Annotated in this window: 14 protein-coding genes; all 14 read right to left on the bottom strand. The window is 65.4% G+C overall.

All coding sequences use genetic code 11. From position 1 onward, the window contains the following. Positions 1 to 17: 17 nt before the first annotated feature. Positions 18 to 299: an AlpA family transcriptional regulator gene (locus ACE3OG_RS05650; protein WP_260347824.1), complete on the bottom strand. Its 282-nt coding sequence runs from the start codon at positions 297 to 299 to the stop codon at positions 18 to 20. A 135-nt stretch (positions 300 to 434) separates the two neighbouring features. Then, on the bottom strand, positions 435 to 935 hold the full coding sequence (locus ACE3OG_RS05645; RefSeq protein ID WP_260347825.1) for a DUF2285 domain-containing protein: 501 nt from the start codon (positions 933 to 935) through the stop codon (positions 435 to 437). Beyond that, on the bottom strand, positions 856 to 1,197 hold the full coding sequence (locus ACE3OG_RS05640) for a transcriptional regulator domain-containing protein (protein ID WP_260347826.1): 342 nt from the start codon (positions 1,195 to 1,197) through the stop codon (positions 856 to 858). Before ACE3OG_RS05640 ends, ACE3OG_RS05645 begins: the two co-directional genes overlap by 80 nt. A gap of 126 nt (positions 1,198 to 1,323) precedes the next feature. After that, on the bottom strand, positions 1,324 to 1,584 hold the full coding sequence (locus ACE3OG_RS05635; RefSeq protein ID WP_260347827.1) for a DNA -binding domain-containing protein: 261 nt from the start codon (positions 1,582 to 1,584) through the stop codon (positions 1,324 to 1,326). A 96-nt stretch (positions 1,585 to 1,680) separates the two neighbouring features. Continuing rightward, positions 1,681 to 1,947: a helix-turn-helix transcriptional regulator gene (locus ACE3OG_RS05630; RefSeq protein WP_260347828.1), complete on the bottom strand. Its 267-nt coding sequence runs from the start codon at positions 1,945 to 1,947 to the stop codon at positions 1,681 to 1,683. Positions 1,948 to 2,191: 244 nt separating this feature from the next. After that, a complete protein-coding gene (locus tag ACE3OG_RS05625; protein ID WP_170138923.1) occupies positions 2,192 to 2,356 on the bottom strand; it encodes a hypothetical protein in 165 nt (54 codons plus the stop codon). Between the two features lie 449 nt (positions 2,357 to 2,805). Then, a complete protein-coding gene (locus tag ACE3OG_RS05620; protein WP_260347829.1) occupies positions 2,806 to 3,207 on the bottom strand; it encodes a single-stranded DNA-binding protein in 402 nt (133 codons plus the stop codon). A gap of 825 nt (positions 3,208 to 4,032) precedes the next feature. Continuing rightward, positions 4,033 to 4,449, bottom strand: coding sequence for a hypothetical protein (locus ACE3OG_RS05615; RefSeq protein ID WP_260347830.1), 417 nt, complete (start codon positions 4,447 to 4,449; stop codon positions 4,033 to 4,035). A gap of 164 nt (positions 4,450 to 4,613) precedes the next feature. Further along, positions 4,614 to 5,546, bottom strand: coding sequence for a DUF2493 domain-containing protein (locus ACE3OG_RS05610; protein WP_260347831.1), 933 nt, complete (start codon positions 5,544 to 5,546; stop codon positions 4,614 to 4,616). Positions 5,547 to 5,875: 329 nt separating this feature from the next. Continuing rightward, positions 5,876 to 6,937: a toprim domain-containing protein gene (locus tag ACE3OG_RS05605; protein WP_260347832.1), complete on the bottom strand. Its 1,062-nt coding sequence runs from the start codon at positions 6,935 to 6,937 to the stop codon at positions 5,876 to 5,878. Next, entirely contained in the window at positions 6,938 to 11,272 is a 4,335-nt protein-coding gene (locus tag ACE3OG_RS05600; protein ID WP_374306629.1) for a strawberry notch-like NTP hydrolase domain-containing protein, read from the bottom strand. Between the two features lie 292 nt (positions 11,273 to 11,564). Next, entirely contained in the window at positions 11,565 to 12,623 is a 1,059-nt protein-coding gene (locus tag ACE3OG_RS05595) for a DMT family transporter (RefSeq protein ID WP_260347834.1), read from the bottom strand. Then, a complete protein-coding gene (gene chrA, locus ACE3OG_RS05590) occupies positions 12,620 to 13,852 on the bottom strand; it encodes a chromate efflux transporter (protein ID WP_260347835.1) in 1,233 nt (410 codons plus the stop codon). The genes ACE3OG_RS05595 and chrA overlap by 4 nt, the downstream gene beginning before the upstream one ends. 24 nt (positions 13,853 to 13,876) lie before the next feature. Beyond that, the gene (arsB, locus tag ACE3OG_RS05585) at positions 13,877 to 14,932 is read right to left on the bottom strand and encodes an ACR3 family arsenite efflux transporter (RefSeq protein WP_260347836.1); all 1,056 of its coding nucleotides are present in this window, start codon (positions 14,930 to 14,932) and stop codon (positions 13,877 to 13,879) included. Positions 14,933 to 14,937 lie beyond the last annotated feature (5 nt).

Genomic DNA, 14,937 nt, shown 5'->3' with positions numbered 1-14,937 from the left:
AAAGGGACCGGCCACGATCAGCGTGCGTATCGGCCGGCGATCTGGCCGGTCGGCAGCGTCTGGCGCTTTGCGGGAAGCACGGAGCCGCGCGGATCGGAGGTCGAGGTGACGGCGCCGCGCTCGGCCCAGGTTTCGAGATCGTCGACGGCATAGACGACGCGCCCGCCGAGTTTGCGGTAGGCCGGGCCGGTGCCGTAGGTCCGGTGTTTTTCGAGCGTGCGGGCGGACAGGCTGAGAAACTCGGCAGCTTCCTTGGTCCGCAGGTAGCGTGGCGGGATCGCGGTGATATCGGGTCGCATGGGGCGGGCCTCCGTGGGGTTGCTGGGCACCGCTGGCGATCAGCGGCTGACAGCGACCACGGTGGCGGAGGAAAGCCGGCGGGAGGGATGGGGAACTTGGGGTGGCTGAAATCCCCACCCCTGCCGCGGAGTAGGCTAGACGCGACGGCGATGCCGGAGCAGGCGCAGATAGCCTCCATCGATGAGCGCCATTCCGGCTTCGACGAAGGCGATCGCGGCGTCGCGGAGTGGCGATGTCTTCCAGGGCTCTGTATCGACGCGCGCCGCGCCATAGATCGCAATGGCGATCTCGCGATAGGTGGCGCCGTTCATGCGGCCGTCTGCGGCGCGGAGCCTCAGACGAAAGCGGCGGCGTTGATCGACCGTCATGCGCGTATCGGGCAGCGGCGGGCGCCCGAGCCAGGTGCGCGCGAGGCGTGTTAGCGCATCGATGCGATCGAGGATGTCATCATCAAGTGGAATGACGGCAGCGAGTTGATCGCCCGGAGACGTACCGGGAAGGAGCAGAACCTGTAGATCGTGTTCGGTAAGACTGGAATATGACCCTTCGGGGCCGTCACGCTCCGCGACGAACCTGTCGGCGAGAGCATTTGAGGTGGTGGGCAGGAAGTTTGGCCGCTCCGACAGCAAGACCACGGCTGGATCGCTCGACGGCGACCAGATCACCTGTTGTTGCGCGGCGGAAAGACCTGGTCTTGCCGGGAAATCGCAACCCCCAACGCTGCTGCTGCTCGCGAGGCAGCGGCAAGGTTTCGGTGCGGGCGCGGACCAGGGTGGCGTACTGGTCCTGATAAGGATGGTGCCTGCGAAGGCATTCCCAGGCGAGGCCCTCGATCGGCAGAGCATCGAGGAAATCGTAGCTGCGGTCGTTCCGCCAGTCTGATGTATCGGGCCTCATCGCATCAACTCCCCGCATGGTGCGTGCAAGTCGAGCGCATTACTTTTGCCGGGCCGGGCGTAATTTGGAAGCTTGGGGGAGAGCATCGGGTGATGTCGAAAGGGCATCACGCCGCCTGCCGGCCGATCAGCCGTGCGCCTGTCGAAGAAGGTGCCGATAACCGGTATGCGTCATCCAGCGAGCACGATCGAGATGGCTGTCATGGATGCGTCGGCACCGTTCTGGCTCGCGGGCAGGATCGAGGCCGAACAAGACCTGCACGGCTTCCTCCCAATGGGCGCCGTCGGCGACCGCATCCAGCAGACGCATGTAGAGCTTGACGTGCGACCTGTCATAGTCGGTGAGATCTTGTCCGGACGGGGCGAGGTCATCGAATGGCTCGATCATTATGCCGACTCGGTAGATATGCGACGTATGTCTATTAACCAAGATTGATCCGAAATGGATCGACCGCGTGCACCAGCAAGTCTTGCCGGTCGCGGATCAGCGCGAGGGATTGGATCGAGTGGGATTGTTTCCGCGATCATCGACCAATAGCACTCCTTGCCCTCGGTCGGTCGACAGGAAGACGATGCCAGCGGCTTCAAGAGCCCTGCGTGTCTGATCGCGTGTTGCCTCATACACCTCGAGCCCGCTTTCGGATTCGAGGCGCTTGAGTGCGGTCAGTGCTATGCGGGCCTTGTCAGCGAGCGTCTCCTGCGTCCAACCCAGCAACGCGCGTGCGGCCCGTGATTGTCGGGCGGTGATCATGCATGATCACCTCCCATTCGGACCTACGCGCATTCCAGAACTACGACTATTTTAGTCGTCGTTGCTCTATTTTGCCAGTCTAAAGACGCTGCATGAAATCTGCGGCGACGTGTTTCCGGTGCAGTGATTCGCGGGGCTGCGCGGTATCGGGGCGCCTGAAAGGCGGTCTCGGCCCGCAGCGCGCCGACGACCGCGTTGTGCGGGCGGCGTCCAAAAAGTGGAGGGGCGGATGATCCGCCCCGTTTCACGCGAAGGGATCGATCTCGGAGACGATGGTGTCATCGTCGCCGTCATATTCCGTGGCGGGCATCACGCTCATGGTGCCGTCGCCGGCGCGGAAGATGACGATGGCGACCATCAAGGTGGAGGCGAGACTGGCGGCGTAGGCGTTGGCAGTTGCGAGGGTCATTGTCCGGCTCCCGATTTTGGCGGGGACCATTCCCCGCTCGACGGGCGCCCGAAGTGTTTTGGGCTCGGCCGGGGTCATCGCGCAGGCGAAGACGAAGCGACCGCACGCTTGCGTAGCGGACCCCATGAGGGTTGACCCTGGAAGGCTGGGACCGGAACCAAGGTTAAGCCACAAGAACGGGGTGGTTTCCGCTTGCCGGAGCCGGTTGGCCCTGCATTGCCCTTGCCGGCGCTGCCCTGGCTCGCTGCCTGACGGTCGCGATCGTCCGCGGTTGTCTATGGTCCGCGTGATGCCCGCCGCCGAATATGCGCCTCGCGTGCGCCGGTCAGTTTGATCCCTCTGCGTAAAGCGGCACGCAGCATTCAGGGGCCGCAACACAGGGCGGCGTCGGTCCTGGGCGAACATGAGAAATCCCGGCGGCTTTCGCCGCCGGGTCTTCGGCCGTCCGATCAGAACGGGATGTCATCGTCGTCGATGAACTTGCCGTCGTCGTTCTCGGTCTGCTTCGCCCGGTTCAGGAAATCGACGGTCTCGGCGATGATCTCGCAGCCGTAGCGGTCGTTGCCCTGCTGGTCGGTCCATTTGGTGTAGTGGATGCGGCCGCGAACCAGAACCTTCATGCCCTTTTCGCAATGCTCCTCGATCGTCTTGCCGAGGCCGTTGAAGGCGGTGATCCGGTGCCATTCGGTGTCGTGCACCCGGTAGCCCCTGTCGTCGCGGACCACCTTGCCTTCCGAGTAGCGCGGGCGCGAGGTTGCGAGGGTGAAGTGGGTGATGCGGGTGCCGCCCTGGGTGGCGCGGGTTTCCGGGTCCTGGCCGATGTTGCCAGCGAGGATGACGATGTTCTGCATTGTAGGTCTCCGTTGCTTCTCGGAGGAACCATTCCCTCCGACGAGACCCGGCCAAGGCCGTCTGGATACTCCTGCATCGCCGCCTTCGGCGGCGGCTTGACCCCCAAGGTCCGGGTGGGGCGGGCAGCCGCGCTTGCGCGGCAACACGGCCGGAAACCGCGGGGGTTGCCGGAAGGAAACAGAACGGACTTAGGGGATCAGTCAGTCGGAGGGAATGGTGCTTCCGTAAGCCCGACGGAGACCGGGTCAGAACAGCATCCTTGCTGGCCGCAGATGAGACAGGGCCAGACGCACCGCCCCGGAGGCGCTCCGGCCACGCCCCGTTCGCCTGTCGATCCGCGCCCCGGCTTCGGAGGCAAACCGGGATTCCGCGAGAACAAGACGCCTGCCGGGGTGTCCGCACCAATTGCCGGATCATCGTTTTGACGGCACGAGGCTCGCTTCAGAGCCTTGCGGATGGCATGAAGGTTCTGGTTCGCAGCGCAGCTCGTCGCGCAACCCACTGGCCGATCAGCACCGCGTCGACCGCCGCGCTCGCAGATCTCGCCCGATGCCGACGCACCGGGCCGGACGGCGCGACCGACACGGCGATGGCGCATTCAGCAACCCGATGAGATTTTGTTCTGACCGGACGGCGGGGGGCTTGGCGTGAACGCTGCCGGGATGGTCATGGGAGCGATGGATCGCTGCCGCTCCGTGTCAGCGATTGAAGCCGAATGGCGGAAACGCGCCATAGGCGTGGTTCCGGCGCAGCCGAATGAGCGGCCCGAAGGGCGACACCCATCCTTCCTGGCCCATGCCGCGAGCATCATCAGAACAACACGATCAACGCGAAAGCGCAGCCGTTCCGACCGAATTGAGGTTCAGCACCGCCGCTATGCCGATGACCAAACCGCCGATCCCGCCGAGGATATTGATGGCGATGGCCGAGTCGATTACGTGCTTGGTCACGCCATGAACCAGCGCGTAACCGGCGATCACGGCCGGAATGGCCAAGACGGCGAGTGCGATCAGGCGCAAGGCCGGGTTTTTGGCAAAGCCAAGCACGGCGATCACCAGCACGACGGAGCCTATGGCCGCACCGATGGCCGCAAGGGCGGAAAACCAGAAGCCCGAGCCGGTCGCATAGACATATTGGAACGCGGTGATGCCCGTCATCACCGGTAGCGCGTAGATGGCGAGGTGCCAGGCGATCACGCAGAAGGTGATGGTGAGCGAGATGGCAAGAAGGATCAGCGTCATGGAGACCTCCACTTGAATGGTTGAGGATCACGACAGGCTGCCCGAAGATACGCTCCGCCTGCGACTATGCTGCGTCGCCGGTTCTGCAAGGAAACATCATAAAAGCCTTCTCATTGCCGCGTCGTCAAGTATTGGCGGCTGTCGCAGCCGCCTTTCGGCGGCGCTTACGCGCCGCCGTCGAACTTCATGACCGGGATGCCGAGCTTGCGGGCCTTGTCCGCGAGATTGTCCTGAATCCCGGTTCCGGGGAAGTGGATGACCCCGATCGGCATGGTGTCGAGCATCGCATCGTTGCGCTTGAACGGCGCTGCCTTGGCGTGCTTGGTCCAGTCGGGCTTGAAGGGGATTTGCGTGACCTTGCGGTTGCTGGCCCATTTCGCGGCGATGAGTTCGGCGCCCTTCGGGCTTCCACCGTGCAGCAGCACCATGTCGGGGTGCTTGGCGTGAACCTGATCGAGCTTGGCCCAGATCAGGCGATGGTCGTTGTAGTCGAGACCGCCGGTGAAGGCCACTTTCGGGCCGGGCGGAAGGAGCACCTCGTTCTCGGCCTGCTTCTTCGCGGCGAGGAAGTCGCGGCTGTCGATCATTGCGGCGGTCAGGTTGCGATGGTTGACTATGGAACCCGTGCGCGGCCGCCAGACGGAGTGGGTGTGGCGCTCGAAGTATTCGGCGGCCTGGTCGCGCATCAACTCGAAGGCGTCGCGCCGTTCGAGAAGGGTCTGGCCCTCTGCCGTCAGGCGCTCCAGTTCTACGGACTTCACCTCCGAGCCGTCCTGTTCCCTCTGAAGGCGGCGCTGCGCGACTTCGTTGTCGTCTAGCTCGCGTGCGATCCGGTCGCCCGCGCGCTGGAAGAGGTTGACCGTGCCCCAGAGCAGTTCTTCGAGGTCGGGTTCGAGGCGGGTGTCCGAGAGCGCCACCACGAGGGCGTCGAAGATGTCGGCGATGCTGCCGGCCACGACATTGCCCTCGGGGAGCGGTCGCGGGTCGGGTTCGTCCTCGAAGGGACGGTAGCCGTAGAGCGCCAGTTCCTGAAGGACGTGATCGGTCGGGGAAGATTCGTGGTGCGGCTCGTAGTCGGTATCGTGGTGTTCGGTCATGGTGGTCTGCCTTCGGCTCGTGGCCGCGCCCATCGCGGCCTTCGTGGCGACGAAAGGCGGCGGGCGGGACGGACCTGCACCGGACGCGCAGCGGGAGGCCGGAACGCAGAGGAGGATGACGGGGGCCGGCGATTTTGCCTCGCGATGCAAAGCGCCCCTTGGGGCGCGGCGGAAAATCGTTGGCAACCGGCATTGCCTGTCCGGCCCGCCTGACGCCCCGATCGCCCTCTCAGAAGGCCGTGGGTGTGGCCTCTCCGCGCCGGAGGCAGATCGCCATGGCTGAACCGGCCCCACGATACCGCGTTGCCGCTGCACCTGACCGTGACCGATCAGGCCGCCAGCACCATGAAGCGTGCTATGTCCTGCGAGACGATCTGGTCCCGCAGCCGTGCCGCCAGTGCGTCGTGGCCGAGGAACCTGAGATCTTCGTTGAAGTCACCGAGCCGTGGCGTGAGCACGACCGCCTCGATCCCGACCGCGCTCGCACGCTCCGTCAGGGTCGCCATCGCACCGTCGCCGGCCGGATCGTTGTCGCGGGCGATGTAAAGCCGCCGCAGCGTCGTCGGGAACAGGATGGCGCTGAGATGGGCCGCCGAGAGCGCCGCCAGAGACGGCATAGCGGGCAGAACCGTGCGGACGGACAGCACCGTTTCGATGCCTTCGCCGGCCGACATCACCTCGCTGCCCATGCCGAAGCGGACGGCGTTTCCCAGGAGATCACCCATCGCACGCCGGGGCGTCTCGATCGGCGCACGGCCAAGACGCGCCTCGGTGAAGCCGCCGGGATCGAGCCAGGTGCGGTGCGCGCCCGCAATGGCGCCGGCGGGGTCGGTGACGGCAGCGATCATCGCCGGCCAGGTCTCGGTCGGCGCGTTCTCGTCGGCCCGATAGTAGCAGCGGGGGTGGAAGCGCAAGGCTCCGGTTTCGTGCAAAGCCGTAATGGCGCGATTGTGCAAATACGTTTCCACGAGCGTCCGGCCGATGGGCTTCGCCATGGCAAGGAGCCGTCGCGAGGCTTCGGGCGATCCTGCCGGCACCGATGCCGGTCGCCAGCCACGATCACCGTGTTCGGGTTCGGGATGCGGCAAGGCCAGGAAGGACCGCGCCTCGTCGGCAATGTCCTTGAAGTCGATCAGCCCGCAGCTTTCGCGGATGACGTCGAGAAGATCGCCATGCTCGCCAGTTGCGGAATCCGTCCATTTGCCGGCTGCGCCCTTGCCGGTTTCCGGCCCGGCCAGCCGCACGAACATCGACCGGCCCGGCGTGTTGCGGACGTCGCCGACCTGCCAGTATCGTCCGGCTCGGTGGCCGGACGACAGATAATGACGGCAAACCGCCTCGGCGTGTCGGCCGAGACGGATCGCCAGTTCGGAAGCTGCGAGGCGAGCCATTTACGCCGCCTCCCGCTCACCGATGCGCTCGACAGGCCAGCGTTCGAGCAGCTTTGCGAGCACGATCGGCCCATTGGCGTCGACCGGCACGAACATGCGCAGCTTCCACGAGATGATTTCGTGGAACAGGCCATAGACGGTGAGCCGCTCGCGCATGGTGTCGGTGAAGCCGGAGAGTTCGATGCGGTTCGCGCCCATGACGCGAGCGCGCCGAAGCTGAAGGCCCTCGGCGAGATCGAGGATCGTGCGACCGTCCGTCAGCGCCATGAAGGCGTCATCGGGCGTGAGCGCGATCGTGCCGGTCGTGGTCGCGTTGGCGGCCCAGGCCGGAGAGACCTTGCGGCCGATGATGCGCTCACCGTCATCGGTCTGGAGGCGATACACGCGCGTCGATTCATTCGGCAGGCGTTTCCAGATGGGGAGCAGCAAGCCGGTGACGACATGGATCGTGCTGTCGGCAAACTCCGGCACCTCGGCGATCTCGGCTCTCCAGGCGGCGGCGAACGCATCCTGATCGGCCTCGATCCAGTGCGTTTCGGCCATGGTCTTGAGGGGAATGTTATGCCCCTCCATCGGGCGCAGCAGGCGCACGCGGCGCTCGATCTCGCCATCATCGAGCATGATGCTGGTGGTCGGCACCTGCACGGCGGCCCGGCCGGAACGCTCGTTGACGAGGAGCTTCGCGCGCCGGTCATCGAGATGGCCGAGTGCTGCGTCCAGGGTCAGCGGACGATTGCGCTCGCGCTGCGTGATGGTGAGCAACCGCGTCTCGGCGCCGGTGCCCGGATGGACGTAGATGGTCTTGCGGTCGGTGACGGTGAACCGCTCGGCGGTCAGCGTCTCCAGCCCGGCGTCATAGGTTCCGCTGGTGATGGCGCCCTCGATGCGCGCCGTCAGCAGTTGCTCGAAGGCGGTGAAGAGGACGCCCTGAAGCTCGATAGTGAGCGCCAGCAGCCGATTGAGGAAGGTGGTGATCGGCGGCAGATCGTCCTTGATCCCGGTCGAATCCATCAGCTTCAGGCCGGTGGCTGACTCGAAGCGGTCGAGCGAGCAGCCCTCGACCTTGCCGCGCACCAGCAGCATGTAGAGCTGGCGCAGCGCATCGCGCGCATAGGGGCTTTCCAGATTGTCTTCGGGGCGGAACAGACCTTGCCCGCCCGTCTGGCGCTGGCCCCGCGTGATGGCGCCGAGCGTGTCGAGGCGGCGGGCGATGGTCGAGAGGAAGCGCTTCTCGGCCTTCACGTCCGTCGCGATCGGTCGGAAGAGCGGCGGCTGCGCCTGGTTGGTGCGGTGCGTGCGGCCGAGGCCCTGGATGGCGGCGTCGGCCTTCCAGCCGGGTTCGAGGAGGTAATGGACACGCAGGCGCGTGTTCCGCGCCGACAGCTCGGCGTGGTAGCTGCGTCCCGTGCCGCCTGCGTCGGAGAAGATCAGGACGCGCTTGTCGTCGTCCATGAACGCCTGCGTTTCGGCGAGGTTGGCCGAAGCCGCACGGTTCTCTACCACGAGCCGCTGGCCCTTGCGGACGATCCGGCGCGAGCGGCCCGTCACTTCGGCCACTATGTCGGTGCCGAAGTGCTGAACGATCTGGTCGAGCGCGCCGGGGACGGCCGGCAGGCTCGCCAGCTTCTCGATCAGCGCGGTGCGGCGGGCGACGGCCTCGCGGCATTCGACCGGCTGGCCGTCACGCATGACCGGGCGCGACGAGACCTTGCCGTCGCTGTCGGTGAACGGCTCGTAGAGCTGAACCGGGAAGCTGGTTTCGAGGTAGGACAGGACATATTCGCGCGGCGTGATGTCCGCCCGAATATCGTTCCATTCCTCTGTCGGGATGTCGGCCAGACGCCGCTCCGTCAGCGCCTCACCGGTCGAGACGATCTGGATCACGGCGGAATGACCGGCTTCCAGATCGGCGGTGATCGACCGGATCAAGGTCGGCGTTTTCATCGACGTGAGCAGATGGCCGAAGAAGCGCTGCTTGGCGGACTCGAAGGCCGAGCGGGCGGCGGACTTCGCCTGCTTGTTCAGTGTGCCGGACGATCCGGTGATGTTGGCGGCCTCCATCGCCGCGTCGAGATTGTTATGGATGATGGCGAAGGCCCCGGCATAGGCGTCGTAGATGCGGGTCTGCTCGGGCGTCAGCGCGTGCTCGACCAGCTCGTATTCCACGCCGTCGAAGGAGAGCGAGCGGGCGGTATAGAGGCCGAGCGCCCGAAGGTCGCGCGCCAGCACCTCCATCGCCGCGACGCCGCCGGCTTCGATCGCCTCGACAAACTCGGCCCTGGTCGAGAACGGGAAATCCTCGCCGCCCCAGAGGCCGAGCCGCTGGGCATAGGCGAGATTGTGGACGGAGGTGGCGCCGGTCGCCGAGACGTAGGTGATGCGGGCGTTCGGGAGCGCGTGCTGGAGGCGAAGCCCGGCGCGGCCCTGCTGCGAGGCGGCGACGTCGCCGCGTTCACCCTTACCTCCGGCGGCATTCTGCATCGCGTGCGCCTCGTCGAAAATGATGGCTCCATCGAAATCGGAGCCCAACCATTCGACGATCTGCTTGACCCTGGAAACCCGCTCGCCGCGGTCGTCGCCCCGTAGCGTGGCGTAGGTTGTAAATAGGACGCCTTCGGGCAGCGTGATCGACCGCCCTTGCGGGAAGCGTGACAGTGGCGTGACAAGCAGGCGCTCCATGCCGAGCGCGCTCCAGTCGCGTTGGGCGTCCTCCAGCAGCTTGTCGGATTTGGAGATCCAGACCGCCTTGCGCCGGCCCTGAAGCCAGTTGTCGAGGATGATCGCGGCGGACTGGCGGCCCTTGCCGACGCCGGTGCCGTCGCCGATGAAGAAGCCGCGCCGGAAGCGCACGGCCTTCTCGGCATCGTCGCGCGCGGCCGAGACGAGATCGAACGTCTCGTCCACCGTCCACGAACCGGCGAGATAGTCCGAATGGGCTTCGCCCGCATAGACCAGCGTTTCGAGCTGGGCGTCGGACAGGAGATCGCGGATGTTGGCGGGGAGATGCGGGTAATAGCTCGGCTTCGGCGGCGCGACGGACGCCATCGCCGCCGACTGCACCAGCTTGGTCGGGTGAGCCTGAGAGCCGGAAATACGGATCGCCTGCAATCCGTATTCTTCATAGATGGCGTCGGAGATACGGCCATCGTCGGTGGTTCCGGCTTCGGGCAGCGTGTCGACGATCTCATAGGCGAGCGCGACGCCTTCCGGCTCGGCCGCGACAGCGGCGGGCGCGATCCTGGCGGCACGGTTGAGATAGCCGCGCACGCTGCGCGCGGCGGTGGGTGCCGCGGTTGGAACGATGACGGAGGGATCGACCGGCAGGCGCGGCGAAAGATATGCGCCGATCCAGTCCATAAGGGTCGCGGCATCCGGCGCGGTGCCCGGCGAGACCGGGAAGACCGTGGGATCATCGGCGGGCAGCTTGTCGATGACGGTGAGCCGCGTGGCGAAGGTCGTGCCATGCTTGGCGTAAACGCTGCCGTCGATCCCGGCGGAGAAGACGACGCGGCCGCGCTCCTGCAGACGGACGAAGGCGTCGGTCCAGGCCGGAGCTTCCGGGCCGAAGTTCGAGCCGGTGATCGCAACGAGGCGGCCGCCCGGAGCCAGGCGCGCGAGCGCGGAGGCGACATGGCGGAACGCGGCGTCGGCCACGCGGCCCTCGACATGGACCATGGCCGAGAACGGCGGGTTCATGAGCACGACAGACGGAACGGTGGCGGCGTCGAGATGATCGTCGATCTGGGCCGCGTCGAAGCGGGTGACGGGAATGGTCGGAAAGAGAGAGGAAAGAAGCGCGGCGCGCGTGTCGGCCAGCTCGTTCAGCACGAGCGAGCCGCCGGCGATTTCCGCGAGGATCGCCAACAGGCCGGTCCCTGCCGAGGGTTCCAGCACGCGGTCGGCGGTCGTGATCGCGGCGGCAGTCGTGGCGACCAGGCCAAGCGGGATCGGTGTCGAGAATTGCTGGAGCGCCTGGCTCTCCTGCGAGCGGCGGGTATGGGTCGGCAGAAGCCCGACGATCTTGCCGAGCAGCGGGAGTGCTGCGACCGGAGAACCGGCTTTGCGGAAAAGCGCCTTTCCGTATTTGCGCAGGAACAGGACGGTGGCGACCTCGCACGCCTCATAGGCGGTTTTCCAGTCCCAGAGGCCGGTGGTGTCCGAACCGCCGAACGCCGTTTCCATCGCCCCGCGCAGGGCGACGGCATCGACACGCGCGCCGCGTTCGAGATGTGGCAGGATCAACAGAGCGGCCGCGTGGACGGCGACGGCGGCATCGCCGGGCGCTGCGAGCGGCGTCGCCGGCAGCGTATCGGCAAGGGGAAGCAGAGCGTTCATCGGGAAATCCTCGGGAGAGCGGAAACGGGCAAGCCCGCCGGCGCTCTCTCTCGGACCGGACGGGCTCAAACCCGTCCCGGCCGCTCTCTATCTCTCAGTGCCTTGGGGTAAAGACTGTGGCCATCCCGAAAAAAGCGCTCCACCAGATGGCGAGGCGCATGTATCGATCACCTCCATGAAAGCGCAGCGGAGGGCGGCTTGCGGTCGCTCCGCGCCATTTCGGTCACTTGGCCGCGACGAGAGCGACTTATCCGCCTTTCAGCGTAAGGATCGGGGATCTGCTTCGGCCGTCTCACGAGCGAGCATGTCCGTGATCGTGGCGATGATGCAGATCGGGATAGTGCGGATGGCGATGCACCAGGGGGGCATGCCGATGCCAATGGCTATGCGGTTCGCCGGCCGGATCGCCCGGACCATGCTCATGTTGATGATGCTCGTCGTGACTGTGCCGATGTTCATGCTCCATCGCTTCATGAACGTGGTCATGATCGTGCCGCTCGGACAGATGCAGCCATAGGCCGAAGCCCATCAGACCTCCGGCGATGAGGAGCGTCACCGAAATCGGCTCTCCCAAAATCAGGACAGCCAGCACCGCACCAACAAATGGGGCCAGAGAGAAATAGGCGCCTGTCCGCGCGGTCCCGAGGTGACGGAGAGCGAGGATGAACAGCGCGAGGCTGACGCCATAGCCCAGCAGACCGATCACGCCGGCAGCCACGACGATGCCTGCCGGCGGAAGGGCGCTGCCGTTGAGGGTCGCTATGATGAGGTTGATGGTGCCGGCAACCAGCCCCTTGAACATGGCGATCTGCACGGGATCGGCCGAGGACAGTTTGCGGGTGAGATTGTTGTCGATCCCCCAGCAGACGCAGGCGCCAGCGATCAGGATCGCACCCCATTGCAATGACGCCTGTCCCTGCCAGGACAGAACGACCGCGCCCATGAGAATGGCAAAAGCACCCAGGAGCAGCCGTCGATCGACATTCTCGCTGAACACGAGCCAGGCGATGCCCATCGTAGCGAGCCCTTCGAGATTAAGCAGGAGCGAGGCCGTCGCCGCGTCTGTCCGGGTCAATCCAAACATCAGCAACAGCGGCCCGAGCAGCCCTCCGGCCAGGATGACCAAGGCGAGCCATGGCATGTCGGCACGCCGCAACGGCGCTTCGACGGCGGGCAGTTGCAGGACCGTACGCGATCCGTGGATGACGGCAAGGCCGAGACCGGCGCAGAGATAGAGCAAACCCGCCATCATCCAAGGATCGACCGATCCAAGCATGAGCTTGGCAAATGGCGTGCTGGCCCCGAACAAGATGGCCGACAGAAGAGCCAGAACGATGCCGATACGGTTCATCTCAACACCCCGCCAAAAACGAGACCAGCGACGGCGAGCAGCACGACCACGATCCATGGCGGCGACTTCCAGACCGTGAGGAGGAGAAAGCCAGCCAGCGCCAGAGCAAAATCGCGCGGGGAAAGCACGGCGCTTGTCCAGACAGGATTGTAGAGCGCCGCGCCAAGAATACCGACCACGGCAGCGTTCGCGCCACGCATCGCCGCCTGAGCCGCCGGACGCAGCCGCAGCGCGTCCCAATATGGCAGCATCCCATAGACTAGCAGCAGACCCGGCAGAAAGATGCCGATGAGCGCGATGCCCGCTCCGGCGAGGCCATTCGGCTCCGGTCCCATCACCGCGCCGAGATAGGCGGCGAGGGTGAAGAGAGGCCCCGGAACCGTTTGCGCCAAACCGTACCCGGCGAGAAAGGATTCATTGCTCACCCATCCAGGCGTCACGACTTCCGCTTGCAGGAGCGGCAGGACCACATGGCCGCCACCGAACACGAGCGCTCCGGAACGATAGAAGGCATCGAACAACGCAATCGCCTGATGACCAGAGGCGCTGGCAAGAAACGGAGGGATCACGAACAGCGCAGCAAAAATGGCCAGAGAGATTGCGCCACCTCTCCGCGAGACCGGAAAGCTCAGCTGGCCGGTGACGGCCGCGCCGTTGCCGCGACAGAACCAGAGTCCGAGGATTGCGCCGCCCGCGATCGCGGCGATCTGCCCGAGTGACCCGGAGGCGAAGACCGCGATGCCGATGGCGACGAGTGCGATCGCCGCACGTGGCTTGTCCGGCGTCAGGCTTTTTGCCATGCCCCAGATCGCCTGTGCGACGACGGCGACGGCAACCAGTTTCAGGCCATGGAGGAAGCCTTCCGCGAGAGGTCCGGTGAACGCGGCCGCGCCAAGCGCGAAGGCGAACAGGATGATCGCCGACGGCAGCGTGAACGCAAGCGATGCGGCGAGACCGCCGATCAGCCCATCGACGCGCAGCACGCCGAGCGAAAACGCGACCTGGCTCGACGCCGGCCCCGGCAGAAACTGGCAGAGCGCAACCAGATCGGCATAGCCGGCCTCGTCGATCCATTTGCGACGGACCACCAACTCGTCCCGATAGTAGCCGAGATGCGCAATCGGACCGCCAAAGGACGTCAGGCCGAGCTTCAGGAAAGCGAAGAAGACTTCGAGAACGGAGCCTTCGGCAGGGGCAATGGTCCGGTCGGATTCATCGTGCGCGCTCATCGCAAACTCCAAATGGGATCGTCATCAGCGATTCACCTCTGCGATGGCAGCAGTCTTGCTACCGCTCTCGTACCAACCCTTAGAGCGGTTCACGATCCAGACGACTGAAAGCATGACCGGGACTTCGATCAGCACACCGACGACGGTGGCGAGCGCCGCGCCCGAATGGAAGCCGAACAGGCTGATGGCGGCGGCAACCGCCAGCTCGAAGAAGTTGGACGCGCCGATCAGCGCCGAGGGGCCGGCAACGCAATGCTGTTCGCCGGAGACCCGATTGAGCAGATAGGCTAGCCCCGAGTTGAAATAGACCTGGATCAGGATCGGCACAGCGAGCAGCGCGATGACTATCGGCTGCGCGATGATCTGTTCGCCCTGGAAGCCGAACAGCAGCATCAACGTCGCCAGCAGCGAAACGAGTGAGACCGGCCCGAGCTTCGCCAGCAGCCGGTCGAGCGCGGCTTGCCCGCCGGTCGCCAGCAGGCGGCGGCGCGCGATCTGCGCGACGATCACCGGAATCACGATATAGAGCACGACCGACAAGAGCAGCGTGCCCCATGGCACGGTGATCGCCGACAGGCCGAGCAACAGGCCGACGATCGGCGCGAAGGCCACCACCATGATCGCATCGTTGAGCGCGACCTGGCTCAACGTGAAATGCGGCTCGCCCTTGGTCAGATTGGACCAGACGAACACCATCGCTGTGCAAGGCGCGGCGGCTAGGATGATGAGGCCGGCGATATAGGAGTCGATCTGTTCGGCGGGCAGCAGCGGCCGGAACAGCCAACCGATGAACAGCCAGCCGAGCAGCGCCATGGAAAATGGCTTCACCGCCCAATTGACGAACAACGTCACGCCGATGCCGCGCCAGTGGCGGCCGACCTCGCCGAGCGCGGCGAAATCGATCTTCAAGAGCATCGGAATGACCATCAGCCAGATCAGCACGGCCACCGGCAGATTGACCTTGGCGATTTCCGCCGCGCCGATGGCCTGAAACACGCCGGGCATGACATGGCCGAGCGCAATGCCGGCAACGATGCAGAGTGCGACCCAAATGGTCAGATAGCGTTCAAAGGTGGACATGGATT

It is taken from the genome of Methylocella sp. (assembly GCF_041905455.1).
Lineage (GTDB): Bacteria > Pseudomonadota > Alphaproteobacteria > Rhizobiales > Beijerinckiaceae > Methylocapsa.
This window is presented reverse-complemented; position numbering and strand designations above follow the sequence as displayed.